At 71.6% G+C, this 23,705-nt stretch carries 25 protein-coding genes, 2 tRNA genes and 1 other RNA gene; 14 read left to right on the forward strand and 14 right to left on the reverse strand.

Features of this window, described 5'->3' with window-relative positions; translation table 11 throughout:
• Positions 1–144: 144 nt before the first annotated feature.
• The 4 genes from recR to ffs form a co-directional block, all read right to left on the reverse strand.
• Positions 145–738 carry a recombination mediator RecR gene (gene recR / locus FB454_RS23970; protein ID WP_013289050.1) on the reverse strand — a complete coding sequence of 198 codons (594 nt, stop codon included), beginning with the start codon at positions 736–738 and terminating at the stop codon, positions 145–147.
• 8 nt (positions 739–746) lie between these two features.
• Positions 747–1,055, reverse strand: a complete 309-nt coding sequence (locus FB454_RS23975) for a YbaB/EbfC family nucleoid-associated protein (protein ID WP_013289051.1) — start codon at positions 1,053–1,055, stop codon at positions 747–749.
• A 108-nt stretch (positions 1,056–1,163) separates the two neighbouring features.
• The gene (locus tag FB454_RS23980) at positions 1,164–4,076 is read right to left on the reverse strand and encodes a DNA polymerase III subunit gamma and tau (protein WP_145823511.1); all 2,913 of its coding nucleotides are present in this window, start codon (positions 4,074–4,076) and stop codon (positions 1,164–1,166) included.
• Positions 4,077–4,183: 107 nt separating this feature from the next.
• An RNA gene (gene ffs / locus FB454_RS23985) (signal recognition particle sRNA small type) lies at positions 4,184–4,273 on the reverse strand.
• Between the two features lie 81 nt (positions 4,274–4,354).
• On the opposite strand from ffs, the gene FB454_RS23990 reads away from it, so the two are divergent.
• Positions 4,355–4,439, forward strand: a tRNA-Ser gene (locus tag FB454_RS23990).
• Positions 4,440–4,503: 64 nt separating this feature from the next.
• Here FB454_RS23990 and FB454_RS23995 read toward each other — a convergent pair.
• On the reverse strand, positions 4,504–5,724 hold the full coding sequence (locus FB454_RS23995; protein ID WP_013289053.1) for an RNA polymerase sigma factor: 1,221 nt from the start codon (positions 5,722–5,724) through the stop codon (positions 4,504–4,506).
• The gene (locus FB454_RS24000) at positions 5,721–6,053 is read right to left on the reverse strand and encodes a YciI family protein (protein WP_013289054.1); all 333 of its coding nucleotides are present in this window, start codon (positions 6,051–6,053) and stop codon (positions 5,721–5,723) included. The genes FB454_RS23995 and FB454_RS24000 overlap by 4 nt, the downstream gene beginning before the upstream one ends.
• Positions 6,054–6,252: 199 nt before the next feature.
• Here FB454_RS24000 and FB454_RS24005 point away from each other — a divergent pair, with 199 nt between their 5' ends.
• From FB454_RS24005 to FB454_RS24035, 7 genes are all read left to right on the forward strand, one after another.
• On the forward strand, positions 6,253–7,587 hold the full coding sequence (locus FB454_RS24005) for an NsdA family TPR-like regulatory protein (RefSeq protein WP_145823512.1): 1,335 nt from the start codon (positions 6,253–6,255) through the stop codon (positions 7,585–7,587).
• Positions 7,588–7,608: 21 nt separating this feature from the next.
• Positions 7,609–8,121 (forward strand): NUDIX domain-containing protein, encoded by a 513-nt coding sequence (locus tag FB454_RS24010; RefSeq protein WP_145823513.1) that lies wholly within the window; start codon positions 7,609–7,611, stop codon positions 8,119–8,121.
• 51 nt (positions 8,122–8,172) lie between these two features.
• Positions 8,173–8,787 carry a hypothetical protein gene (locus tag FB454_RS24015; protein ID WP_030274963.1) on the forward strand — a complete coding sequence of 205 codons (615 nt, stop codon included), beginning with the start codon at positions 8,173–8,175 and terminating at the stop codon, positions 8,785–8,787.
• Positions 8,784–9,305 (forward strand): hypothetical protein, encoded by a 522-nt coding sequence (locus FB454_RS24020; protein WP_013289058.1) that lies wholly within the window; start codon positions 8,784–8,786, stop codon positions 9,303–9,305. The genes FB454_RS24015 and FB454_RS24020 overlap by 4 nt, the downstream gene beginning before the upstream one ends.
• A gap of 259 nt (positions 9,306–9,564) precedes the next feature.
• Positions 9,565–9,942 (forward strand): hypothetical protein, encoded by a 378-nt coding sequence (locus tag FB454_RS24025; protein ID WP_041799133.1) that lies wholly within the window; start codon positions 9,565–9,567, stop codon positions 9,940–9,942.
• Positions 9,943–9,952: 10 nt separating this feature from the next.
• On the forward strand, positions 9,953–11,335 hold the full coding sequence (locus FB454_RS24030; protein WP_013289059.1) for a hypothetical protein: 1,383 nt from the start codon (positions 9,953–9,955) through the stop codon (positions 11,333–11,335).
• A 220-nt stretch (positions 11,336–11,555) separates the two neighbouring features.
• On the forward strand, positions 11,556–12,107 hold the full coding sequence (locus tag FB454_RS24035; RefSeq protein WP_225319525.1) for a hypothetical protein: 552 nt from the start codon (positions 11,556–11,558) through the stop codon (positions 12,105–12,107).
• A 105-nt stretch (positions 12,108–12,212) separates the two neighbouring features.
• Here the strand turns inward: FB454_RS24035 and FB454_RS24040 are convergent.
• Positions 12,213–12,299, reverse strand: a tRNA-Ser gene (locus FB454_RS24040).
• A gap of 75 nt (positions 12,300–12,374) precedes the next feature.
• Here FB454_RS24040 and deoD point away from each other — a divergent pair.
• From deoD to FB454_RS24055, 3 genes are all read left to right on the forward strand, one after another.
• A complete protein-coding gene (gene deoD / locus FB454_RS24045) occupies positions 12,375–13,082 on the forward strand; it encodes a purine-nucleoside phosphorylase (protein ID WP_030274959.1) in 708 nt (235 codons plus the stop codon).
• A gap of 112 nt (positions 13,083–13,194) precedes the next feature.
• Positions 13,195–13,833 (forward strand): TetR/AcrR family transcriptional regulator, encoded by a 639-nt coding sequence (locus FB454_RS24050; protein ID WP_030274957.1) that lies wholly within the window; start codon positions 13,195–13,197, stop codon positions 13,831–13,833.
• Positions 13,830–14,297 (forward strand): acyl-CoA thioesterase, encoded by a 468-nt coding sequence (locus FB454_RS24055; RefSeq protein WP_013289063.1) that lies wholly within the window; start codon positions 13,830–13,832, stop codon positions 14,295–14,297. Before FB454_RS24050 ends, FB454_RS24055 begins: the two co-directional genes overlap by 4 nt.
• 10 nt (positions 14,298–14,307) lie before the next feature.
• Here the strand turns inward: FB454_RS24055 and FB454_RS24060 are convergent, their stop codons facing one another.
• From FB454_RS24060 to FB454_RS24070, 4 genes are all read right to left on the reverse strand, one after another.
• On the reverse strand, positions 14,308–14,775 hold the full coding sequence (locus FB454_RS24060) for a nucleoside deaminase (protein WP_030274955.1): 468 nt from the start codon (positions 14,773–14,775) through the stop codon (positions 14,308–14,310).
• 148 nt (positions 14,776–14,923) lie between these two features.
• Positions 14,924–15,448, reverse strand: coding sequence for a tRNA adenosine deaminase-associated protein (locus FB454_RS24065; protein WP_013474946.1), 525 nt, complete (start codon positions 15,446–15,448; stop codon positions 14,924–14,926).
• Positions 15,449–15,570: 122 nt separating this feature from the next.
• Positions 15,571–15,741 (reverse strand): hypothetical protein, encoded by a 171-nt coding sequence (locus tag FB454_RS34995; RefSeq protein WP_018786529.1) that lies wholly within the window; start codon positions 15,739–15,741, stop codon positions 15,571–15,573.
• Positions 15,742–15,813: 72 nt separating this feature from the next.
• Positions 15,814–16,110 carry a hypothetical protein gene (locus FB454_RS24070; RefSeq protein WP_013289066.1) on the reverse strand — a complete coding sequence of 99 codons (297 nt, stop codon included), beginning with the start codon at positions 16,108–16,110 and terminating at the stop codon, positions 15,814–15,816.
• A gap of 172 nt (positions 16,111–16,282) precedes the next feature.
• On the opposite strand from FB454_RS24070, the gene FB454_RS24075 reads away from it, so the two are divergent.
• Both FB454_RS24075 and FB454_RS24080 read left to right on the forward strand, forming a co-directional pair.
• Complete coding sequence (locus tag FB454_RS24075) at positions 16,283–17,023, forward strand: M23 family metallopeptidase (RefSeq protein ID WP_071097446.1); 741 nt, start codon at positions 16,283–16,285, stop codon at positions 17,021–17,023.
• A 57-nt stretch (positions 17,024–17,080) separates the two neighbouring features.
• Positions 17,081–18,151, forward strand: coding sequence for a PHP domain-containing protein (locus tag FB454_RS24080; protein WP_145823514.1), 1,071 nt, complete (start codon positions 17,081–17,083; stop codon positions 18,149–18,151).
• A gap of 3 nt (positions 18,152–18,154) precedes the next feature.
• On the opposite strand, the gene FB454_RS24085 is transcribed toward FB454_RS24080, so the two are convergent.
• Positions 18,155–19,129, reverse strand: coding sequence for a DMT family transporter (locus tag FB454_RS24085; protein ID WP_174361751.1), 975 nt, complete (start codon positions 19,127–19,129; stop codon positions 18,155–18,157).
• A gap of 73 nt (positions 19,130–19,202) precedes the next feature.
• Between FB454_RS24085 and FB454_RS24090 the strand changes: the two genes are divergently transcribed.
• Positions 19,203–20,873: a DUF885 domain-containing protein gene (locus FB454_RS24090; protein ID WP_123110603.1), complete on the forward strand. Its 1,671-nt coding sequence runs from the start codon at positions 19,203–19,205 to the stop codon at positions 20,871–20,873.
• A 57-nt stretch (positions 20,874–20,930) separates the two neighbouring features.
• Here FB454_RS24090 and FB454_RS24095 read toward each other — a convergent pair whose 3' ends face one another.
• Both FB454_RS24095 and FB454_RS24100 read right to left on the reverse strand, forming a co-directional pair.
• A complete protein-coding gene (locus FB454_RS24095; RefSeq protein WP_145823515.1) occupies positions 20,931–22,496 on the reverse strand; it encodes a DUF6114 domain-containing protein in 1,566 nt (521 codons plus the stop codon).
• Between the two features lie 77 nt (positions 22,497–22,573).
• Positions 22,574–23,197, reverse strand: a complete 624-nt coding sequence (locus FB454_RS24100) for a DUF6230 family protein (protein ID WP_013289072.1) — start codon at positions 23,195–23,197, stop codon at positions 22,574–22,576.
• Positions 23,198–23,705: the final 508 nt, after the last annotated feature.

Raw genomic sequence — 23,705 nt, forward strand, 5'->3', positions numbered from 1 at the left:
TTCGTCGGCTAGAAGGCCGAATTTATTACGTCGATCCGGTCCCGGACGCACGTTCCTGTTAGATCGACGAGCATCCCGTTCCGGCCCGGAGACACGTCCGGCGGGCACCCCGCAGGGCACCCGCCGGAGGCGGCACGACCGGATTCAGACGGCCCGTCGGCCCTCGAAGGCCCGGCCCAGCGTGATCTCGTCGGCGTACTCCAGGTCGCCGCCGACCGGCAGTCCACTCGCGAGCCGGGTCACCGCGATCCCCATCGGCTTGACCATCAGCGCCAGATAGGTGGCGGTCGCCTCGCCCTCGGTGTTCGGGTCGGTGGCGAGGATCAGCTCGCGGACCTCGCCGCCGCCGAGGCGGGTCATCAGCTCACGGATCCGCAGGTTGTCCGGGCCGATGCCCTCCAGCGGATTGATCGCGCCGCCGAGCACGTGGTAGCGCCCGCGGAACTCGCCGGTCCGCTCGATCGCCACCACGTCCTTCGGCTCCTCGACCACACAGAGCACCTCGTCGGTACGCCGTGGGTCGCGGCAGATCCGGCACTGCTCCGACTCGGCCACGTTGTAGCAGGTCGTGCAGAACCGGACCAGGTCCTTGACCTTGCGCAGCGCGCCGGCCAGCCGGTTGACGTCGGCCGGATCCGCCGACAGCACGTGGAACGCGATCCGCTGAGCGCTCTTCGGGCCCACGCCCGGCAACCGGCCCAGCTCGTCGATCAGATCCTGGATGGCACCCTCGTACATCTGCCGGCTCAGAACCCGGACAGGCCGAGGCCGCCCATGCCGCCCGCGACCGGGCCCATCTTCTTCTCGGTCAGCTCGCGGGCCGCCTCGGCGGCGTTGTGCACGGCCGCGACCACAAGGTCCTCCAGCGTCTCGACGTCCTCCGGGTCGACCGCCTTCGGGTCGATCTTGATCGCCTTCAGCTCACCGGTACCGGCGACCGTCGCGGTGACCAGACCCCCGCCGGCGGTGCCGGTCAGCTCCGCCTCGGCCAGCTCGGCCTGGGCCTTGGCGATCTGCTGCTGCATCTTCTGCGCCTGCTTCAGCATCTGCTGCATGTTCGGCTGTCCACCTGGGCGCACGGACCGCTCCTTCTTCCACTCGTCTGCTCGGCCGCGCCCAGCCTAGTCGGGCCACGGCACCGCTGAATCGCGGTCGGCGCGCGCTCAGCGCGCGTCCACCTCGTCGATCTTCTCCGCGCCGAACGTCTCGCGCAGCAGCTGCACCGCCTGCTCCTCGCTCGACTGCCGGGCGGTCCGCTCGTCGATCACGTCGTCCAGCGGCTCGTCGCCCGGGTCGAATCCCTCGTAGGCGGGTGCCGCCGCAGGCGCGCCCCCACCTCGCACCGGGCCGTCGAAGTCCGGGTCGTAGGGCGGCTCGCCCGCCCACTCGGCATCGGCCGTCTTCCGCGCCGGCTGCGCCGCGCGCGGCCCCTTGCCGGGACCACCGCCCGCAGCAGCAGCCGCCGCGGCCGCACGCGCCGCCGCGATCGCGCTGTTCTTCGCCCCCGCCGGCCTCGCCGCAGCGGCAGGCGCCGGCGCCGCCGCGGGTGCCGCAGGCTTGGGTACGACGACAGGCGCGGTAGCGGTAGCCGTGCCCCCGCCCGGACGGGCCGCAGCCGGCCAGTCCTCCCCGTCGCCGCCGCTCGCCGCCGAGGCGGTGCCGGTGGCCGAGGCCGTGCCACCGGGTCGGGCCGGCTCCGGCCAGTCCTCCTCGGTCTGGTCTGCCGCAGGGCTCGCCGTCGAACGGTGCGAGGCGTCGGGCGAACCCGCGCCTGCCCGGCCCGCCGGCCCCCCGGCCTGGCTACCAGTGGCCGGGTTGCCAGTGGCTCGGCTGCCAGTGGCGCTGCCCGAGCCGGACACCGGCTGTCCCGGGGCGCCGCCGACGGCGTCGGTTGCCGGACGTCCGGCGACACCGGAGTCAGGACGGCCTGGCCCGGCGTGGGCCGAACCCGGGCGGCCCGGTCCCGCGTCGGAGCCGGGACGGTTGAGTCCGGAGTCGTAGCCCGGACGGCTCGGTCCCGCATCGGCCGCGTCGGCGTCCGGACGGCCCTGAGCAGTACCTACCGCCCCGGAATCCGGGCGACCGGACCCGGTGTCGGACGCCGGGCCGGACGGGGCGGCCGCCGGGCGGGCCGGGGCGCTCTCGGGCGCGTTGCGGCCTGGTGCGGCGTCGGCCTGCGCGCGGCTCGCACCGGACGGACGGGACGGGCCGCCGAGCGAGGACGCGCCACGCTCGCCCGCCACCTCGCAGCGGATCTGCCAGCGACCGCCCAGTTCCTCGTAGAGCGCGTCGGTCAGCACTGCGGCGTGGTCGGCCATCATCTTCGCCAGCACCGTCGACTTCACGGTCAGCACGAGCGTGTCGCCGTCCAGGTCGCGTACCACCGCGTCCCGCATCAGCGCGGCGATCCGCTTGTTGCTGCGGTTGACCTTGCCGACCACCTCGGGCCACACGCGGCGCACCGCGACCGCGTCGAGCGCGCCGGGATTCGCCGCGCCGGGGCGGGGCGGCTCGGGCGTGGCCGGGTCGGGCATCACAGCGGACGGCGGTACCGGACGTCGGGCAGCGGCGGGAGCATCAGAGGCGGCAGCGGGCGAGCCGGAAGCGGCCGGATCGACGGCGGCTCGCTCGGAAGCGGCCGGGGCGCGGGAAGCAGCCTCCGGGTCGCCTGCCGGCTCCGTCGCGGCGGGAGCCGGACGGGAACCGGGTGCGGCGTTCCGGGCACCCACCGCAGCGGCGGCAGCGGCACGTGCGGCGGCGGCGCCGGTCGGGGCACCGGCAGCCGCCGGCGTGCCGGCGGAATCCGCGTGGACCGCGGCGGCAGCCGCGCCCGGGGCGGGAGCCGCCGGGCGTACCCCCTGGGTCTGGTTGGGGTGCGCGGGGTCGGCGGCGGCCAGCGGCAGCTCGGCGCCCCCGAGCGTCAGCCGGCGCTCCATCCGCTCCAGGCGCTGGAGCAGGCCGCCGGACGAGTCGTCCGCGCCGGGCAGGAGCATGCGCGCGCAGATCAGTTCCAGCAGCAGCCGGGGCGCCGTGGTGCCGCGCATCTCGACCAGGCCGTTGTGCACGATGTCGGCGCAGCGCGACAGCGTGGCCGGGCCGAGGCGCTGCGCCTGGGCGGCCATCCGCTCGATCTGGTCGGCCGGGCCGTCGATGAGGCCCCTGGCGGCGGCATCAGGCACCTGCTGCAGGACGATCAGGTCGCGGAGGCGTTCCAGCAGGTCGGAGGCGAAGCGGCGCGAGTCGTGCCCGGCCTCGGCGACCCGGTCGACGGTGGCGTACGCGGCGGCGCCGTCACCGGCGGCGAGCGCGTCGCACATCTCGTCGATCAGCGCGGCGTCGGTGACACCGAGCAGCGCGGCGGCCCGGGCGTAGCCGACGCCCTCCGGGCCGGCGCCCGCGATGAGCTGGTCGAGCACGGAGAGGCTGTCGCGCATGCTGCCCCCGCCGGCGCGCACCACCAGCGGGAAGACCGCCGGCTCGACCTTGACGCCCTCCGCCTCGCAGAGCTGTTCGAGGTAGGGGCGGACCACCTTCGGCGGGAACAGCCGGAACGGGTAGTGGTGGGTCCGCGACTTGATCGTGCCGAGAACCTTCTCCGGTTCGGTGGTGGCGAAGATGAACTTGACGTACTCAGGGGGCTCCTCGACCAGCTTGAGCAGCGCGTTGAAGCCGGCCGACGAGACCATGTGCGCCTCGTCGATGATGTAGATCTTGAAGCGGCTGCGGGCCGGGGCGAAGAACGCCTTCTCGCGCAGTTCACGGGCGTCGTCGACACCACCGTGGCTGGCCGCGTCGATCTCGATGACGTCGATCGAGCCGCCGCCGTCGGGAGCCAGCCCGCGGCACGAGTCACACTGCCCGCACGGCTCGGGGGTGGGGCCCTGCTCGCAGTTGAGGGAGCGGGCCAGGATCCGGGCGCTGGAGGTCTTGCCGCAGCCCCGCGGACCGGAGAAGAGGTAGGCGTGGTTGAGCCGCCCGCTGCGCAGCGCCTGCGACAGCGGCTCGGTGACCTGCTCCTGGCCGATCATCTCGGCGAACGTCCGCGGCCGGTACTTGCGGTAAAGGGCCAGTGCCACCCGTCCCGCCTCCTCTCGACCGAGCCATTCTGCGCCGGTCGGCCCCGGGTGACCACCCACCACCCCGTGACCCGACCCGCAGCGACGTTACCCGGCCCGGGAGACAGAAAGGCCTCCCGTGCACCCGGCAGAGCTCGCTTATCCTTGCTGCCTTCCGGCCCTGGGGAGGTTCACGAGGTACCGCCGCACGGGAGGTGACACCAAGCCTACCCGAAGGGTTGTGGATCTTCCGGGAGGGTGGGGTGGCCCGCCGTCGCGGGACCTGTATCCTGGCTCGCGGAGGATTCGCCTAGAGGCCTAGGGCGCACGCTTGGAAAGCGTGTTGGGTTCACACCCTCACGAGTTCGAATCTCGTATCCTCCGCTCGCAGACGACAGGGCCGGTTCCCGCAGGGGGACTGGCCCTGAGTCGTACTCCGCGGCGCCCCTCACCGGCCGCCCAACTGGTCCCGCCGCCGCTTCAGATAAGCCGTCTCCGCGCTGTTCCCCGCCAGCTCGATCGCCCTGTCGTACGCCGCCCGCGCCTCCCCGCCCCTTCCCATCCGGCGCAACAACTCGGCGCGCGTCGCGTGGTACGCGTGATAGCCCTCCAGCGGCAACCCGTCCACCTCGGCGAGCGCCACCTGCGGCCCGTCCAGTTCGGCGACCGCCACCGCCCGGTTGAGCCGCACGATCGGCGACGGGTCGACGCGTACCAGATGGTCGTAGAGCGCGGCGATCTGCGCCCAGTCGGTGTCCCGCGCGTCGCGGGCGTCGGTGTGGACGGCGTTTATGGCGGCGAGGATCTGATAGCGGCCCGGCGGCCGTCCGGCGGCGATGCACGCGCGGACCAGGGCGTGCCCCTCGGCGATGAGTTCGCGGTCCCAGGCGCTGCGGTCCTGCTCGGCGAGGACGACGAGTTCGCCCGTCGCGGAGACCCGGGCGGGCCGGCGGGCCTCGGTGAGCAGCATCAGCGCCAAAAGCCCGGTGGCCTCGTGGTCGTCGGGAATCAGCGTACGGACCAGCCGGGTGAGCCGGATCGCCTCGGCGGTCAGGTCGGCGCGGACCGCCTCCTTGCCCGGATCGGAGGCGAGATAGCCCTCGTTGAAGATCAGGTAGAGAACGGCGAGCACGCCGGTGACCCGGGCCGGGAGGTCCTCGCGGGACGGCACCCGGTACGGGATCCCGGCCGCCTTGATCTTCGTCTTGGCCCGGGTGATCCGCCTGCTCATGGCGGCCTCCTGAACCAGGTAGGCCCGCGCGATCTCGGGCACGGTGAGCCCGCCGACCAGGCGCAGCGTCAGCGCCACCCGCGCCTCCATGGCCAGCGCCGGGTGGCAGCAGGTGAAGATCAGGCGGAGCCGGTCGTCGTCGATGGCACCGAGCGGTTCCGGCACGTCGGCCAGCATCAGCGCCTCCCGGTGCTTGTCCTCCCGCCGGCTCTCGCGCCGGATCCGGTCGACGGCCCTGCGGTACGCGGTGGTGGTGAGCCACGCGCCGGGATTCGGCGGTACGCCGTCGGCCGACCACCGCTCGACGGCGGCGGCGAACGCCTCGGCTGTCATCTCCTCTGCGACGTCGAGATCGCCGATGCGCCGGGCGAGCGTGGCAACCACCCGGGCCCACTCCTCGCGGTGGACCCGGGTGAGCGCCTCGCCGACGTCGCTCACGCGCCCAGGAACGGCCGCAGCTCGACCCGCCTGTTGCACCGCTGCGACGCCAGCGCGGCGAGCGGCAGCGCCACGTCGAAGTCCGGCGCCTCGATGATCCAGAACCCGCCGACGTACTCCTTCGTCTCCACGTAGGGCCCGTCGGTGAGCAGCGGACTGCCACCCCGCGCGTCCACGACCGTGGCCGTCTCCGGCGCCGCGAGCCCACCGGCGAAGACCCAGTGGCCGTCGGCTCGCAACCGCTCGTTGAACTCACCGATCGCGGCCATCTCCGCGTCGGTGGCCGAGCCGGTCGTGTCGTCGAGTACGGAGATCAGGTACTGCGCCATCGGTTCCTCTTTCACTCTCGCCGGCCGCGGGCCGGGCCGCCGTCACCCCGGCTACGAACGCCGCCACCCCGATCCGACAGCCCCCGACGAGGTCGATCACGCAATTCTCGTACGTGGCACGTCAAAGCTCTCGTCCTAGTCATGGCCGGTTATGCATTGCGTGCATAACCGACAGTCACTGAGCAGATTGAATAAGTGAGTGATCGCGGCATCGAGGCCAAGCAGGTGTGCGCGTTGCGGCGCCAACCTGGCTGCCGACAACGGCTCGGGACGGTGCGCTCCCTGTCAACGAGCGGAGCGGGACCGCATCGTCGCTGCTCCCGACGTTCCACCCAGCTTCTGGTCCCATGAACCGCTTCGCCATGCGCTTGCGGATCGGCACCTCGGTCGCGTTGTCCGCGCCTACCGTCACCATCCCTATCACGGGCGACAGCCGCTGCCCCAAACCACTGTCGCCGGCTGGTTCGGGATTACGCAGGCGCAACTGAGCCGCATCGAGAACGGACCGGAGGTGGTGCACCTCGACCGACTGGCGCATTGGGCCCGCGTGCTGCGGATACCCGCGCACACCTTGTGGTTCCGACTACCGGCCGCACCAGGCGACACCCCGCTGCCGGCCGATGTCGTGGAGGTGGGTCCTCAACTGATCCGCGCACTCCGGTCCGCAGATCGTCAGGTCGGCGGCAAGAACCTCTACAGCACCGTACTGACGCACCTTGCCGCCTTCTCCGGGCCGGCGGGTCCTCCTGCCATGTCCCCACAGGTACTCATGGCGACCGCCACCCTGCGCGAGATGGCCGGTTGGATGGCGCACGATTCCGGGGACAGCACGACGAGTAGACGACATTTCCTTGACGCCTTGGCGCTCGCCGTCGACAGCAGAGACGCGCTGCTGGTGGCGCAGGTGCACGGAAGCCTGAGCCACCTCGCCTGCCACGGCGGAAACGCGGAGGCCGCGATCTCACATGCCAGGGACGGGCTCGGGGCTGTCGCTCAAGTGGAGGCCGGTGCTCTGGCACGCGCCCGTCTTCTCGCCTTGCAGGCACGCGGCCTCGCCGCAGCGGGTCTCACCGCCGACTGCCGTGCTTCCCTTCAGCGGGCTGAGTCCGCCTTCGCGGAGGCGGCACCTGCACCCACCGAATGGCTGAGTCCATTCGACCGCACCTCGTTCGATATCGAGTCGGCGCGCTGCCTGCTTCGCCTCGGTGACGTCACGGCCGCTCTTCGTATTCTCAACGGCAACGTCGCCGAGCGGCCGGGCGGCCGGGTGCGGAGTCAGGCGCTCGCCCGGATGCTCCTGGCCACCGCGCTCGTCGGGCAGGCCCGGATCGAGGAGGCGTGCGACCTGACGCACCAGACCGTCGAACTCACCCACGGGCTGGTGTCGGCCGTTGTCCTCGACCAGCTCAGACATCTCGCACTGCTGCTGCGGTCGCATGCCGCCCGGTGCTCGGACGTGCCACAGCTTCTGGACCGGCTTCGCGACGCCATCTGGGAGCGGAGATGGGTGGCGCTGCCGCTGCCGACGGCGTGAGGACGGCCGACAATCGTCGGTATGGCCGACGAGCGTCCCCTGTACGAGCGAGATCCGGCAGCCTGGCAGGTCCACCTCGCCGAGGGCAACGCGCGGCAGCCCCGGAAGCGGGTGGGAGCTGACGTACTGCTGCGCAACGGTGACGGCGACATCCTGTTGGTAGATCCGCGCTACAAGCCCGACTGGGACCTGCCGGGCGGCATGGCCGAGGCGAACGAGCCGCCGCACCTGGCCGCCGAGCGGGAGCTACGCGAGGAGTTGAGTCTCGAACTGCGCGTCGGACCGTTGCTGGTCGTGGACTGGGTGGCACCGCACGGCCCCTGGGACGACAGCTTGATGTTCATCTTCGACGGCGGCGCACTGCCTCCCGCCGAGCCGTTGAAACCGGCTGACGGCGAACTGGCCGACGCACGATTCGTTGCGCTCGATGATGCGCAGGCGCTGCTTCGCCCGTACGTTTGGCATCGGCTGCGTCACGCGGTGGCCGCGCTGAGCGACGGACGCCCGAGGTACCTGACCAACGGAACCACCTGAGACCCTCGTACACATGTTCCATCCACAGCCTGTGGACGCCGAGAGGACCGGATGAGTTACCAGCTCAGCGCCGTGGTCGCCGACGTCGAGCTGCTTCGCGAGCAGACCGCCGACCTGGACCACGCGGTGCTCGCCGCGCTCCGCCAGGACTTCGCGCTGCTGCCGGTCACCCCGCAACTCGTGCAGGAACTGACCGGCGGCCTGCCGGACTACGCCACCGACGAGCCGCACGCCGAGCGCCCGTTCCGGCTGGTGCTGTCACCGCCCTTGGCGGAGGTGCTGGCCTGCTGGTCGAGGATCAGCCCGGTGGCGTACCTGGAGGCGGAGTTCGCGGGCGGCCTGGGCCACCAGTCGGCGGTGGTCTGGCTGGGCGGCGAGGTGAGCTGGGGCCCGCGGTACGACGCCGCGCTGGACCGGCCGCGTACCGAGTGGCCGATCAACACGGCGCTGGCCCGGCTGGGCGCGGAGCCGGGCGCGTGGATCGACCCGTTCGCCGAGCTGGGCCTGCACCTCGAGCGCGACACGGACGGCTGGCTGGCGCACGGCCGCCGCGGACTGTCCGCCGACTACTGGGACGACCTGGCTGAAGAGTGGGAACTACGCCAATCCGACCAGCACCAGCAACCTCATCGCCCTGGCCCCGTTGGTGACTGGGGGATTGCATGAAGCTACGACAATTCGGCTTTATTGCCGCGATGCTTGCTGCCGCGTCCGCAGCCGGCAGCGGCGTTCATCCACAGTGGCCCACCCGCCCGGTCGGCGCCGCCCAGGTGGTCAGCCTGGAAGGCCTGCGCAACGCGGAGTTCGGCGACACCGAGGCGGCCCTGACCCGGCGCGGCGTGCTGCGCGCCGACGAGGAGGCATGCGGACCCGCGCTTGTGGGGCACGGCTCGGTCAGCCCGATCTTCGTCGACGACCGGCTCGTCCTGCTGTGGCTCGACGACCCGATGAGCACGCCCGAGGGCATCAGCGCCGGCACGCCGGTCGGCGAGGTCCGCGCCGCGTATCCCGGCGCCGTCGACCTGCCGGCACCGCCCGGCAGTCACCGCTTCGCCGGGCTGCTCGCCCGCGAGGGCGACCGCGCGTACCTGTTCCTGCACGACGGCGTCACCGTCCGCGAGATCATCGCCGGGTACGCGGACTGGGCCCGTCGCCTCTTCGACGAGGGCTACGGCCCCTGCTGACGCTCGGCAGCGACCGCCGGGCACAGCCCTCCACCCGGCCGCTTCCGGCGCCTCGGCTCAACGACCCACGCTCGACCAATGGGACGATTTATCAGGTCTGCCGCTTATCGAATAGCGAAGCCCTGAGCTCTGACGCCGGTACGGCCTGATTGGATGATTCTCTGCGCTTCATTTTCATGTGATAATGGCCGCATTGGTGCCCATGACGGGGCCATCTCGATGTCCGCCTACGTGTCGCGCACCGTGATCTGGGGAGGCCATGGACCAGCCCGTCGTTCCAGCCCTCATTCCCGCAGTCATGGCACTCGTAGGGCTGATCGCGGGTCTTGTCGCGCCGATGATTGCGGGGTCGGGAGAGAGTCGACGGCGAAGAAGGGAGGACCAGCGTGCGAGATGTGACGAGATACTGGGACTGTTCGAGGACATCAGCGTCTATCGCGCCTTGACCGAATCGGAATCGGCGGTACGTCGTCGGTTGGTGCTGTCGGCCGCGCGATTGAAGGACCAGGCAGCTCGCGAGGCATGCCTCAGCCTCGCCAATGCGGTGGCGAGATCAGACGCCGACGAGGAAGACATCCTGCGGCAATGGACGGTCATGATCCGAGAGGTCTCCCGCGTCTATCGTTCACATCTTTGAGGACAGCGACATGGCAAATCATGGGGGCAGGGGCAACGAGGATCTTCGGCTCACCGAGGAATTGATGGGGAAAACCGGCCCCGCCACGTCCAAGTCGTCGAACGCTTTGCGACGGAGCCAGTATCTGGTGGGGCCGCCGGAGGCGAACCGGCGCTCCGAGCTGGAACGTACGTTACGCGAGGCCTCGAAGATCTCGATATGCGGAATCGCCAGCCGGAGCGTAGTACTGGCGATGTCAACAGTTGCCGCGGAGGTACGCAAGAGCGAAAAGGACTTCCCGTGGGACAGCCTGCATTACGTCACACCGACGCCGTCAATGATTCTCACCGGGCGCAGCGGAGTCGGGCTCGGGCCGGTCGTACGGGACTGGCAGGCGGCCGTGGACACGATCCGAAACTGCGCTCGTCAGCAGGCGCGGGCGGTCCCCGCCGCCGCTGCCAGGCGGAGCAAAGCATTGCAGTTGCTGGGGATGCGTCACTATTTCTTGGAAATGCTGATGCACGTCACCGTCCGCAGTACAGGCCGTAAAGAGTTCTGGTTGACAATAGGGGCCGGCCATCAGAGCAACGACCTTCCCCTTCTGGTGGTCGAGGAGACGGACGACAACTATCCCATTCTAGATGACATGCACAGCCGATTGATCGAAGGCTGCGAAGAGCTGGCGATCCGGCAGGTGCGCTGTGACCTGATCGAAGCGAGCGATGTGAACGGCCCCCCACCGCCGGGAGGCTGGCACGACGAGAAGACGCCTTACCTCGTCGTACACGGCCTCGAGCCGTACGGGACCGGCGGGCAGGCCCGTCCCGCCTGCATGCCAGTGGCGGCCGTGATGATCCGCGCGAACACCAACCGCGGCCCGGTCGTCATGCTCAGGCAGCGCAACGAGTTCTCGGACACCGACTCCTTCGGAAAATACTCGCTCATCACCAGCAGGCTCCTTGAGGAGGACCTGGCTACCGCACTGGGAGTTCCGGTATTCGCCGACCGGCACGTGGATGCCGCCACCGACGCGATGTGGCAGGCAACCAGAACCGATGGCCCGCTCGGGGTCCCGGTGAAGGCGTTCATACGCGCAGCGCAGCGGGAGTTGTTCATCTGCTGCGGCCTCGATGCCCCGGAGAGCCGATTCCAGTTCCACGGATACCAGGTCGTTTCCACGGCGGACGGCTCACAACTCGGCTTCGCCGTGTTCGAGTTGGTGCTCAACCGGCATGAGCCTTTCGACGAACTCGTCGCAGCCGAGGACTGGGACCGGGAGGAGAACCTCCTCGTGGTCAGCCAGTCCGACCTGTACACCGAGGCGTATACTGATCGTTTGAATCGTCTGTTGACGCAGCGCGAGGGATGGTTCCGCACCACCATTCTGGCTCGCCCAATTGCCGCCAGTCACTGACCACGCCGACCTATCCGAAAATACAAGCCAACGAAACAGATCGATATTCTTCGAGCGAGGACCGATGTGGCTTCGAGATGAGGCGTCGACGATTCGACGCCGGGCACCGAATGATCTTCCCCAAGCAGTGATCGGTCTCGTCATGGTGCCCGCCGACGACCCGGAGCTGGTACTGGTCGGCATTCGGAGCAGTGAGGGGAACGTCCGCCATCCAGGAGTCGTGAGCATCCCCACCATGCGCGTGCCGGCAGAGTGGGCGATCCAGGAGACCGGAGTCATCAGGAGCGGCGAGACGAGGCAACTCGAAGGAGCGGAGGGCACCTTCGGCAGGACGCGGTCGACGTCGACAGCAGCCGGCTACGCCGTCGAAGCCCTCCTCTCGAAGAAAGTCCTCGACGGCTCCCTCCTCGACACCGGCTACACATCCGGGCGATGCGCCTTCCGGCTGGCGATGCGAAGCGACGTCGACGACCCGACCGGCCAGGACGGGAGCATCGAAGACACTCTGATGCTCACCGTCCTGGCAATCTGCGACTTCGGTGCCGATGCGCTGCGCGGCCGCAGTCACAGTTATTCCCAGCTCGAGTTCGTCAGGTCGTCGGATCTGGTGAAGGCCTGGCGACAACGGGACGGCCAACTGCTGTTCCCGGCGGCCAACCCGCTCGAGGTGTGCATTCGCGGACTCTGCGTCGAGTCAGCGGTACGGCTGCTCGACTCGCCTGCGGTGATACGCGCCATGAGCGCGACAGGCTTCGGGCCCGGCGTGCGGTGACAGGCGCGGCGACGCTGGCCGCACCGACGGCTCCTTCGTGACGGGATGCGAGAACGCCCGGTGCGATCCTCGCGGATCGACCCGGGCGTTCTCGCATTTCACGAGCGGTGGCGGCGGGATTTGAACCCGCGGAGGGCGTAAACCCTCACACGCTTTCGAGGCGTGCTCCTTAGGCCACTCGGACACGCCACCGCCGACGAGGGTACAGGACCGCCGGCTTGGACGCCGAACCGGTATCCCTCGGCCCGGCCTGGCAGGATCTTTGCCATGAGTACGCACATCGGCGCTGAGCCGGGAGAGATCGCCGAGCGGGTCCTGATGCCGGGCGACCCGCTGCGGGCCAAGTGGATCGCGGAGACCTACCTGGAGGGGGCCCGCTGCTACACGACGGTGCGCGGCATGCTGGGCTTCACCGGGAAGTGGAACGGTGTCGACGTGTCCGTCCAGGGCTCCGGCATGGGCATGCCGTCCGCCTCGATCTACGCCCACGAGCTGGTAAACGAGTACGGCGTGAAGTCGCTGATCCGGGTCGGCTCCTGCGGTGCCCTGACCGAGGATCTGCAACTGCGGGACGTGGTGGCGGCGATCGGCTCGTCCACCGACTCGAACATGAACCGGATACGCTTCGACGGGCTGATCGACTACGCCCCGGTGGCCGACTTCGGGCTGCTGCGTACCTCGGTCGAGGTGGCCGAGCGGCGCGGCATCAGCATGCGGGTGGGGCCGATCCTGGCGGCGGACGCCTTCTACACGGACCGGCCCGACCTGTACGACAGGCTGGCCGACTACGGCGTGCTGGCGGTGGAGATGGAGTCGGCGGCGCTCTACACGATCGCGGCGCGCTTCAAGGCCCGCGCGCTGACCATCCTGACCGTCAGCGACCACATCAAGACCGGCGAGAAGACCACGTCGCAGGAGCGTGAGCAGACGTTCGGCCAGATGGTCGAGATCGCGCTGGACACCATCATCGCCTGACCTGATCGATCCAGGGCCGCCCCGTCACCGCTCGGTGGCGGGGCGGTTGCGCGTTACCCGGGTCACAAAAATAAATACGACCGGTCGTGCTTGTTTCCCCTAGGCTGATCGCATGACCTCCGACGGCCGCGTCGCCCGCGGCGACCGCACCCGCACCGCGGTGCTGGACACCGCCGTGGCGCTGGCGACCGAGGTCGGCCTGCACGGTCTGTCCCTGGCCCAGCTCGCCGACCGGCTGGAGGTGAGCAAGTCCGGCCTCTTCGCGCACTGGCGCTCCAAGGAGGCACTGCAACTCGCCACAGTCGACCGGGCCGTGGCGCAGTGGCAGGAACGGATCGTCACCCCCGCTCTGAGCGCGCCACGAGGCGTACGCCGGCTGCGCGCGCTGCACGAGGCCCGGATCGACTTCTACGCCGCCCGGGTGCTGCCCGGCGGCTGCTTCTTCGCCAACACCGAGTTCGAGTACAACGCCCGCCCCGGCCCGGTCCGGGACCGGCTCGCCGAGGCGTTCGCCAGGTGGACCGCACTGCTGGAGCGCCTCGTGCAGGAGGCGGTCGACCTCGGCGAGCTTCCCGCCGACCTGGACGTGCCGCTGCTCGCGTACGAGATCGACGCGCTGGGGATCAGCGCGGTGATGCGGTCCCGGCTGCTCGACCCGGACGCCACCTACCGGCACGCCCGCCAGGGCCTGCTGACCCGGCTGCGGGCGCTCTGCCCGGATCCGACCCTGCTACCGGAAGGCCAGTCATGAGCCACGCCACCGCTGACCGGCAGGTCGCCGAGTTCGGGCACGTCGAGCACGTGCCGGTGCACTTCGACGACCTCGACGCCATGGGCATCCTGCACAACGCCCGCTACGCCGTGCTGCTGGAACGCGCCCTGACTCCCTACTGGGCCGAGCGCGGCGTCGCCTTCCGGGGCGACGTGCACGCCACCCCCGACGTGTTCCACGCGGTCCGTGAGTTCACCATCACCTACCAGGCGCCGGTCGTCGGCGTCGGCACGGTGGCTGTGCACTTCTGGCTCGAACACTTCGGCACCAGCAGCGCCCGCTACGCCTTCGAGTTCCGCTCGGTGGACGGCGCGACCGTGCACGCCACCGGCACCCGGTCGATCGTCCGGCTGGACCCGGCCACGCTGCGCCCGACCGCCTGGACCGAGGTCGGCCGAGCGGTCGCCGCGACGCTGCTGCGCCCCGCCCCGGCCGACGCCTGAGACCTGGCGGTCAGCGGAAGAAGGCGCGCAGCAACGTCGCGCTCTCGCGTTCCAGTACGCCGCCGTACACCTCGGGGCGATGCGTGACGCGGCGGTCGCGCAGCACGTCCCAGAGCGACCCGACCGCGCCCGTCTTGGGTTCCCAGGCGCCGAACACCACTGTCGAGACGCGGGCCAGCGCGATCGCCCCGGCGCACATGGTGCACGGTTCCAGCGTCACCACGAGCGTGCAGTCGTCCAGCCGCCAGCGGCCCAGCCGCTGCGCGGCCCGGCGCAACGCCAGCACCTCGGCGTGCGCGGTCGGGTCGCCGGTCAGCTCCCGCTCGTTGCGTCCGATCGCCAGCTCGGCGCCGTCGGGTCCGTAGAGCACCGCGCCGACCGGCACGTCGTCGGCGTCGGGGGTCGCATCGTCCGGGCCGGTCACCGCGACCTCCAGGGCCCGGCGCATCCACAGCTCGTGCCGCTGCCGGCGGCCGATCGCGCCCGGGTCGGCGAGCGCCTCGTCGGCGCCCGGACCGACGCGCCCGGCCCGGCCGGGGGTAGGCTGCCCCGGGCGTACGGTCTCCAGCGCCGGATCTGTCGCGTCGGCCGGTTCGGCGGCGCCGGGCGTCAGGGACTCCCCGGGCTCAGACCTCACGCAGCTCCTCGACCTCGTCCGCGCAGCCGAGCACCTGGCAGATCTCGGCTGTCACGTCGGCCGGCATGGAGCCCTCGTGCGCGCAGAGCGCCAGCAGCTTCTGCGCCGGGATGCCCAGGTCGGCGAGGAGGTCGGCGTCACCGACCGGGTCGGCCTCCGGGTCGACAGCGGGTTGCTCGGTGTCGTCGTCGCCGCCGGAGGCGCGCGGCTCGTCGACCTCCTCCAGCCCAGTCACCGAGGTCTTCAGGTCGCCGACGAGCAGCGCGCCCAGCCGGGACTCCTCCGCGTACGCCGAGTCCGAGCCGAAGACCCGCAGGTCCTCCCCCTCGTCCAGGCGCAGGATGACCAGGTACGTGTCGTCGGCCTCGACGAACAGCAGCGAGAGGTCGGCGTCCGGCTCGACGTCGCGCAGCCGGTCGGCGACCTCCTCGATGTCGGTGACGCCCCGCAGGCTCACCTCACCGGCGGTCCAGCCGCCGTCGACGCGCGCCACGGCAGCAGCGAAGTACGACACGGTCCCCCCAAATCAGCCTCGGCAGCACGCCGACACGTCACGCGATGCACGTTAACCGGTCGGGTCGGCAGGCGAGCGGTCAACGCCCCGTATGGGCCGGCCGTTCCTGAAGAGAAAGCCGGTCAGCCGACGACGCGCCGGCGGGTGGCGATGAGTTGGCGCAGCCGCTCGGTGCGGGCCCGCTGCGGCCGCTGGCGCTGCTGTACCGCACGGGCACCGGCCAACTCGGCGAGGAGTTGCAGGCGTCGGCGGCTCCGATCGGGGTCGAGCCGCGGCGGTGTGGTCCAGGCCATACCGCGAGCGTGGACCGTCCTCAGGCGTACGTCAAGGTGGCCTTCGCTACGCAGCGAAACCGGCACCGAAGGTCACCAGAGCGGCCAGTCCCCGGTCTGCGCCCACCGCATCGCGACTATCGCTGCGGCGATGCTCCAGCCACCCGCGGTGACGATCGCCACGCCCGTCGCCACCCCCCGGTCGCCGTGGCGGACCAGCACCGCGGCGGCCAGCCAGGCCAGGCCGCCGGCCAGCAGCGTCCACCAGGCGTAACCGGCGACGCCGCCGCCGACCAGCCCGAACAACAGCAACCAGGCGAACGCGACCAGCGCACCGACAGCGACGCCGGCGCCGGTGATCGGGTACGGCTCGCGGTAGCTGGGCCGCATCGACGTGCTCGACGGGAACAGCCCCGAGGGCGTACGTGGTGGCGGGAACGCCCCCGGACCGGTCCCCTCGGGTCCGCCGTGCCACCCGTGCGTCACCGCCGCCCCCTTTCCCGGACCGTCCGTCCCGCGTTCGGCTTTCGTCCCTACGGTAGTGGTCTGTCAGGATGACCGGATGCGCTCGCCATCGATCGGACGCCGCGCGCGGCCGGCGTACCCGGTCCTGCTGCTCGTCGCGGCGCTCGTCGCCGGGTGCGGCGCCCCTACCGGGCGCGCCGACAGGTGGCAGGAACCGAGTCCGATCGCGACGGCGGCGCAGCCCGCCGACCCGGCCCCGCCGGTCGCCTCCTCGTCCGCCGCGCCGTCGCCGGCGCGCACCGACGCGAAGCGGGTCTTCCCGGTACGGGCCGGCAACGTCGACTACCACCCGACGCACGGCGGCTACCCGGGCACCGACGTGTTCGCCGACTGCGGGGAACCGGTGGTGGCGGTGACCGACGGCGTCGTGCTGGAGGTGAGCCGCGTCGACCGGTTCGACAAGCGCGGGCCGCTGGGCCCGGACAACGGTGGGCTCTCCGTCTCGCTGCTCGGCGACGACGGGGTGCGCTACTACGGCTCGCACCTGAGCGCGATCACTGCGGGTGTCGACGCCGGGGTACGGGTGCGTGCCGGGCAGCAGCTCGGCGAGGTGGGCCGTACGGGGAACGCCAACAACGTCTGCCACCTGCACTTCGGGCTCTCCCCGAAATGCACGGGCGCGGACGACTGGTGGATCCGCCGGGGCGTGGTCTGGCCGGCGCCGTACCTGAACTCGTGGCGCAAGGGCGGCAACCGCTCGCCGGTCGCCGAGGTCACCGCCTGGCAGCGCAAGCACGGCTGCCCGGCTTCGCCCGGCCGGTCCACCCGCAGCGGCTGACCGACTCGCGGTTGCGGGGCCACGCGGCGGACGGCGTATGCGCGTAGGTTCCAGGACATGAGTGCCCGGGATCCCCTCGCCGACCTGCGCCGGATCGCGTTCCTGCTGGAACGGGCGAACGAGGCCACGTACCGGGTCCGGGCGTTCCGGTCGGCGGCGAAGACGCTCGGCGCGCTGCCCGCCGCCGAGGTGGCCGAGCGGGCCCGCACCGGCAAGCTGACCGAGCTGTCCGGCGTCGGTGACGTCACCGCCCGCTGCGTGGCCGAGTCGCTGGCCGGCGAGGAGCCGGTCTATCTGCGCCGCCTGCTGGCGACCGAGGGCACCGACCTGGACGAGGCGGCGGCGAAGCTGCGGGACGCGCTGCGCGGCGACTGCCACACCCACTCGGACTGGTCCGACGGCGGCTCACCGATCGAGGAGATGGCGCTGGCGGCGGTCGAGCTGGGCCACGAGTACATGGTGCTCACCGACCACTCGCCGCGGCTGACTGTGGCCCGGGGCCTGACCGCGGAGCGGCTGCGCAAGCAGCTCGACCGCGTCGCCGCCGTCAACGAGGCGCTGCCGAAGGGCTTCCGCCTCCTCACCGGCATCGAGGTGGACATCCTCGCCGACGGCTCACTCGACCAGGACGAGGACCTGCTGGCGCGCCTCGACGTGGTGGTCGGCTCGGTGCACAGCGGCCTCAACGACGACCGGGCGAAGATGACCCGCCGGATGCTGACCGCGATCGCGAACCCGCACCTGGACATCCTCGGCCACTGCACCGGCCGGATGGTCTCCTCCCGGCCCGCCGGGGTGACCGGGCCGGGCGACCGGGGGCACCGGGCGCGTACCCGCAAGGAGAGCGAGTTCGACGCGGACGCCGTCTTCGCCGCCTGTGCCGAGCACGACGTGGCCGTCGAGATCAACTCCCGGCCGGAGCGGCAGGACCCGCCGAAGCGGCTGATCCGCCTCGCGCTGGAGGCCGGGTGCCGGTTCGCCATCGACACCGACGCGCACGCGCCGGGCCAGCTCGACTGGCAGCGCTTCGGCTGCGAGCGTGCCGCGCTGTGCGGCGTACCGGCGAAGCGGGTGGTGAACACCTGGACGGCCGACCGCCTGGTGAAGTGGACGGCCGGCCGTAGCTGAACGTCAGCCCCGGGTGGCCGGCTCGGCGGCGCGGACTGCGGGCGCCACCGCCTCCGGGCGTGGGCGACGCCGCCCGAACAGGCCCTGGGCGACCGCCACACCGACGAGCACCACGAACGCGCCGACCGGCTGGTGCCAGTTCATCCGCTCGCCGAGCACCACCGCGCCGACGAGCACCGCGAACACCGGGATCAGGTACGTCACGGTGGACGCCGTGCTCGCCCCGGCCAGCCGGATGTTGCGCATGTTGATCACGAAGGCGAGCCCGGTGCCGAGCGCGCCGAGCGCCAGCACGCTCGCGATCACGCGCGGGGAGAGGCCGGTCGGCGACGGCGGCGTGCCGACGAACGGCGCGACGAGCGCGAGCTGCGCGGTCGCCACCAGCAGCTGGGCGGCCGACAGCGACAGCCCGGAGTACGCGCTGCCCGCGACGAACTTCTTCTGGTACGGGATGGCCAGCCCGTAGCAGGCCGCCGCGCCGAAGCACATGAGCTGGCCGACGAAGTGGGCGCCGCCCACGCCCTCCCAGACGCCGAGCACCACGAGCACGCCGGCGAAGCCCAGCCCCAGCCCGACCGCACGCCGGACGGTCAGCCGCTCGGTGCGGAACACCAGCACCGCCAGCGGCAGCACGATCAGCGGCGTGGTGGCGTTCCAGATGCCCGCGAGCATCGACTCGACCCGCTGCTCGCCGTAGCCGAACAGCGTGAACGGCACCGCGACGCCGAACGCGGCCACCACGAGCATGTGCGCCCAGACCCGGGGGTCGCGGGGCAGCCGGTCGCGCAGCACGGCAAGCACCACGAGCAGCGTCAGCGCACCGGTGGCCACCCGGTAGAGGGTGAGGTGCACGGGGTGCAGCTCGGTGACACCGACCTTGATGAACAGGAAGCTGGAACCCCAGATGGCGGCGAGCGCGACGAACCCGGGCAGCCAGCTCCGCGCCGGCGCGCGGTCAGGAGTGATCTCGACGTTCACTCCTGACACTCTGCCGCAGAGGTACGACGAAGTCGCGCGGTATTCCGGATGCGGGGTCACGTAGGGTCGCCTCGTGGGACGAATCGATGACCTCGCCAACCGGTACGTGGCCGAGTGGGCCCCGCTGAGCCCGACCGGCGCCACCTACGTCGGCATCGCCGGCTACGACGACCAGCTCGACGACCTGTCGCCCGAGGGTTACGCGGCGCGCGCCGACCTGGCCCGCCGCACGCTCGGCGAACTCGACGTGACCGAGGCGGAGACCGAGGCGGAGCGGACCGCCCAGGAGGCCATGCAGGAGCGCCTCGGCCTGGAGCTGGCCCGCTACGACGCGGGCGAGACCGGCAGCGAGGTCAACGTGATCGCGAGCGGGCTGCACGAGATCCGGATGGTCTTCGACCTCATGCCGACCGACGGCGAACAGGCCCGGGCGAACGTGGCCGCACGGCTCAACCGCTTCGCGTCCGCGCTGGACGGCTACAAGCGGACGCTGCGCGAGGCCGCCGCGGCGGGACGGGTCAGCTCGCGGGTGCAACTCGTCGAGGTCGCCAAGCAGTGCGACGTCTGGGTCGACCCGGAGGGCGACAACTTCTTCCACGGGCTGGTCGAGCGGATCGACGCGGACGGCGCGCTCGGCGCGGAGCTGCGTAAGGGCGCCGCCGCCGCGACCGCCGCCACCGCCGAGTTCGGGCAGTTCCTGCGCACCGAGCTGGCGCCGGTGGGCCGGGAGAAGCAGGCCGCCGGGCGGGAGCGCTACGAGCTGGCCTCGCAGTATTTCCTCGGCGCGAAGGTCGATCTGGACGAGACGTACGCCTGGGGTTTCGCCGAGCTGGCCCGGCTGGAGGCCGAGATGCGCGCGGTGGCCGCGCGGATCGCCGGGCGCGGCGCCTCGGTCGACGACGCGGTACGCGCGCTCGACGCCGACCCGGCGCGGACGGTACGCGGCAAGGAGGCGTTCCGGGACTGGATGCAGGCGCTCGCCGACAGGGCGATCATCGAGCTGAACGGCACCCACTTCGACATCCCCGAGCAGGTGCGCCGGATCGAGTGCTGCCTCGCGCCGACGAGCGACGGCGCCATCTACTACACCGGCCCGAGCGAGGACTTCTCCCGGCCGGGACGGATGTGGTGGGCGGTGCCGCAGGGCATCACCGACTTCTCCACCTGGCGGGAGGTGACCACCGTCTACCACGAGGGCGTGCCGGGTCACCACCTCCAGGTCGCCCAGACCGCCGTCCGGGCCGACCTACTCAACCGCTGGCAGCGGCTGCTGTGCTGGGTCTCCGGGCACGGCGAGGGCTGGGCGCTCTACTCCGAGCGGCTGATGGACGAGCTGGGCTACCTCGACGACCCGGGTGACCGGCTCGGCATGCTCGACGGGCAGGCGCTGCGCGCGGCCCGGGTCATCGTGGACATCGGCATGCACCTGGAGCTGGAGATCCCGAAGGACAACCCGTTCGGCTTCCACCCGGGCGAGCGGTGGACGCCGGAGCTGGGCTGGGAGTTCATGCGGGCGCACTGCCGGGTGCCGGACGAGAACCTGCGCTTCGAGCTGAACCGCTACCTGGGCTGGCCCGGTCAGGCCCCGTCGTACAAGGTGGGCGAGCGGATCTGGTTGCAGGCCCGCGAGGACGCGAAGGCCCGCAAGGGCGCCGACTTCGACCTCAAGGAGTTCCACCGCCAGGCGCTCGACCTGGGCTCGCTGGGGCTGGACCCGCTGCGCAAGGCGCTGGCCCGGCTCTGAGCCGGTGCCGGGTGCCGACGGGGAGTCCCGCCGGCACCCGCCGGGTCAGGCGCCGAGTCAGGCGCCGAGCGTCAGCCGCAACGTCGGCCGGCCGGTGAGCGTGTTGCTGGTGACGTACGCCAGGTCGATGACCGGGTCGGTGAACGTCACCGGGATGGGGAGCGTGACCGGCAGGCCGTCCGGGAACGGCAGGTCCGGCGTCAGCGTCAGCTTGATACCGGCGAGCCTGCCGACGAACCGGGTGCAGTAGAACGCGACGTCGTCGCGGACCGTGAGGCGGTCGGTCGCGTACCGCTGGGTGCGGCCCCTGGGACCGTCGGCGACCAGCAGGAAGTCGTCGGTCACCGCCTCCTTCATGCTGAACTTCAGCACCTTGAGCGCACCCTGCTCGGTCTGGAGGTCGGTGATCCCCTCGAACCGCAGCCCGGTCATGGTCACCTTGGAGCCGGTGAGCTTCGACGGCGTCTGGCCCACCTTCGGCAGGCTCGGGTCGGCGGCGATACGCGGCAGGGGCTTGCCGGGTTCCACTTTGCCGGGCTTCGCCGGGTCCACCTTGCCGGGATTGCCCGGCGCCGGGCACTCGGTCGATCCGGGCCGGGTCGCCGGCTTGCTCGTCGGGGCCGCCGATCCGCTCGCGGTCGGTGTGGGCGACGGCGTCTCGCTCTTCTTGCTGCTGCCCTTGAACAGGTCACCGATCCCCTCGAAGAAGTCGGTGATGATGTTGCCCTCCCGCGTCGGGCTCGCGCTCGGCGACGGGGTGGGCGTCGCCGTGGGCGCGCTCGCGCCGGGCGTCGGCGTGGCGGGCTTCGACGGGCAGGCGCTGGCGGTGGGCTTGCTCGGGGCGGCGGCCTGCACCGCTCGGGGCTGTACGGCGAGGCCGGCGGTGGCGAGGCCGAGCACCACGAGGACGATGCCGAAGGCGCGCGGGTCCGCCGAACGCCCCGCCCACTCCGGCGGGCCGCCGTCGGATCCGGCCGCCTGCCCGTTCACCGACTGCCGAGGGACCGGCCGCTCCCCGCCCGGCCGCTCGGCAGTCGGCTGCTCGACGGCCAGCCGTACGCCGGCCGGCACCTCGACGGTAGGCCGCTCGTCCGCGGGCTGTGCGTCCTCGGGCCGCGTGTCCACGGGCTGCCCGTCCGCGGCGGTGCCGGGCTCGGCGTCCACAGCGGTGCCGGGCTCGGCGTCCGCAGCGGCGTCGCGCTCGTCGGCGGCCGGACCGGCGGGACCGGCCGGAGGGGTCGGCACCCAGGCGAACGCGAGCGCGCTGCCCACGATGCCGAGCAGCAGACCGACGAAGAAGCCGCCGAGGTTGAGCCCGATCAGGGAGTAGACGGTCGTGATCGCCGCGACGATCGAGTAGAACAGCCGCTGCGGCGGGCTGAGCCAGAGCAGCACCCCGCAGGTCACGAGGATGCCCGGGATCAGCAGCGAGAGCAGACCGGTGGCGCCGCTGCTGAAGCTCAGGCCGTTGAGGGTCAACCGGGTGGAGGCGAGCATCTCCACCCCGGCCAGGATGATGAACAGGCCGCCCCAGAACGGCCGGCTCCGCTGCCAGCGGCGGAAGGTACGCCATGCCCGGGCCGCGGTGCCGAGCCGGGCGTGGGACGGGTCGACGGTTGTCACGTACTCCTCCTGGCGGAGCGGGGACGGGAACGATCGGGCGGGCCCGCGGTGGTCGGCCACCGCGGGCCGTGCTCAGCTCAGAAGCACTCCTTGCCCTTGGCGTCGTCGCCCACGTTGACCTTGAGCCGCAGCCCGACCAGGTTGAACGTCGAGGAAGTGGTGTAGCGGGAGACCTGCTTCAGGTCACGGATGGTGACCCGGTCGGAGTTCTGGCCGAACGAGCCGCGCTGCGCCGTCGGGTTGAGGTCGCTGGCGTCGCGTCCGATCTTGATGTTGGTGAAGGTCGCGTTGCCCTCGAGCGAGTCCATCGCGATCACGAGGTCCTTGGCCCGGGCGGGGTCCTTGCCCTCACCGGCGTTGATGGTGAGCACCACCGGCAGGCCGGGCAGGTCGGCGCGGACGGACTGGCAGAGCTTGTACAGCTCGGCGCTGCTGATCTCGGCCATCGCGACCGGGCGGGTCGCGCCGGCCTTCCCGTCCTCGCCCTTCTCGCGGACGATGCCGCCGTACTGCTTGAAGCCCTCACCCTCCAGGCGGTCGGCGCCGATCTTGAACGTCTGCCCGGACACGGTGATGTCGGAGGCGATGGCGCCGGTCGACATGCCGAACAGGATGGCACCGGCGGCGGCCGTGGTGGGCACGATCATGGCGGCGAACCGCCGCCACCGGGTACGACCCTGGTTGTCGAGCCGATTCTGCACGGGGTTCCTCCTCGAACGAATGTGCGCGGCGGCCGGTGGGGAACCGGTGGCCCGCGCCGGGCCCGTCCTCTGTTACCGACGGGTAACGATCGAGCCTGATCGTGCACCCGATGCGGTGCAGCTCACAACCCCCCGATTACCCGGCGGTAACACCGGGGTGAGGCAGAGAGGTGACCAGGCGTCACGAGATCCCTGCCCAGGCAGGGCGTGGAGGGCGAAATGTCGCGGCAAACCGGGCATAGATGACGGTGAGCACGACGGAAAGTCACCGGACATCTCGCCGTTACAATCGAGTAACGAATGTAAAGTAGGTTCGCCCGCATGGGAGATCTTCACGACGGAGGGGTGGGGGGCCCGGGGGCCCCCCCCCCCCCCCCCCCCCCCCCCCCCCCCGGCCCGCCCCCCCCCCCCCCCCCCCCCCCCCCCCCCCGCGCCCCCCCCCCCCCCCCCCCCCCCCCCCCCCCCCCCCCCCCCCCCGCCCCCCCCCCCCCCCGCCGGCCCCCGGGGC

Source organism: Micromonospora sp. CNZ297 (genome assembly GCF_007827625.1).

Bases quoted from the DNA above. Each gene is read 5' to 3' on its own strand.
- recR (WP_013289050.1), bottom strand. From the start codon at position 738: ATGTACGAGGGTGCCATCCAGGATCTGATCGACGAGCTGGGCCGGTTG.
- FB454_RS23975 (WP_013289051.1), bottom strand. From the start codon at position 1,055: ATGCAGCAGATGCTGAAGCAGGCGCAGAAGATGCAGCAGCAGATCGCC.
- FB454_RS24000 (WP_013289054.1), bottom strand. From the start codon at position 6,053: ATGGCGCAGTACCTGATCTCCGTACTCGACGACACGACCGGCTCGGCC.
- FB454_RS24010 (WP_145823513.1), top strand. From the start codon at position 7,609: ATGGCCGACGAGCGTCCCCTGTACGAGCGAGATCCGGCAGCCTGGCAG.
- FB454_RS24015 (WP_030274963.1), top strand. From the start codon at position 8,173: ATGAGTTACCAGCTCAGCGCCGTGGTCGCCGACGTCGAGCTGCTTCGC.
- FB454_RS24020 (WP_013289058.1), top strand. From the start codon at position 8,784: ATGAAGCTACGACAATTCGGCTTTATTGCCGCGATGCTTGCTGCCGCG.
- FB454_RS24025 (WP_041799133.1), top strand. From the start codon at position 9,565: ATGGACCAGCCCGTCGTTCCAGCCCTCATTCCCGCAGTCATGGCACTC.
- FB454_RS24030 (WP_013289059.1), top strand. From the start codon at position 9,953: ATGGCAAATCATGGGGGCAGGGGCAACGAGGATCTTCGGCTCACCGAG.
- deoD (WP_030274959.1), top strand. From the start codon at position 12,375: ATGAGTACGCACATCGGCGCTGAGCCGGGAGAGATCGCCGAGCGGGTC.
- FB454_RS24050 (WP_030274957.1), top strand. From the start codon at position 13,195: ATGACCTCCGACGGCCGCGTCGCCCGCGGCGACCGCACCCGCACCGCG.
- FB454_RS24055 (WP_013289063.1), top strand. From the start codon at position 13,830: ATGAGCCACGCCACCGCTGACCGGCAGGTCGCCGAGTTCGGGCACGTC.
- FB454_RS34995 (WP_018786529.1), bottom strand. From the start codon at position 15,741: ATGGCCTGGACCACACCGCCGCGGCTCGACCCCGATCGGAGCCGCCGA.
- FB454_RS24070 (WP_013289066.1), bottom strand. From the start codon at position 16,110: ATGCGGCCCAGCTACCGCGAGCCGTACCCGATCACCGGCGCCGGCGTC.
- FB454_RS24075 (WP_071097446.1), top strand. From the start codon at position 16,283: ATGCGCTCGCCATCGATCGGACGCCGCGCGCGGCCGGCGTACCCGGTC.
- FB454_RS24080 (WP_145823514.1), top strand. From the start codon at position 17,081: ATGAGTGCCCGGGATCCCCTCGCCGACCTGCGCCGGATCGCGTTCCTG.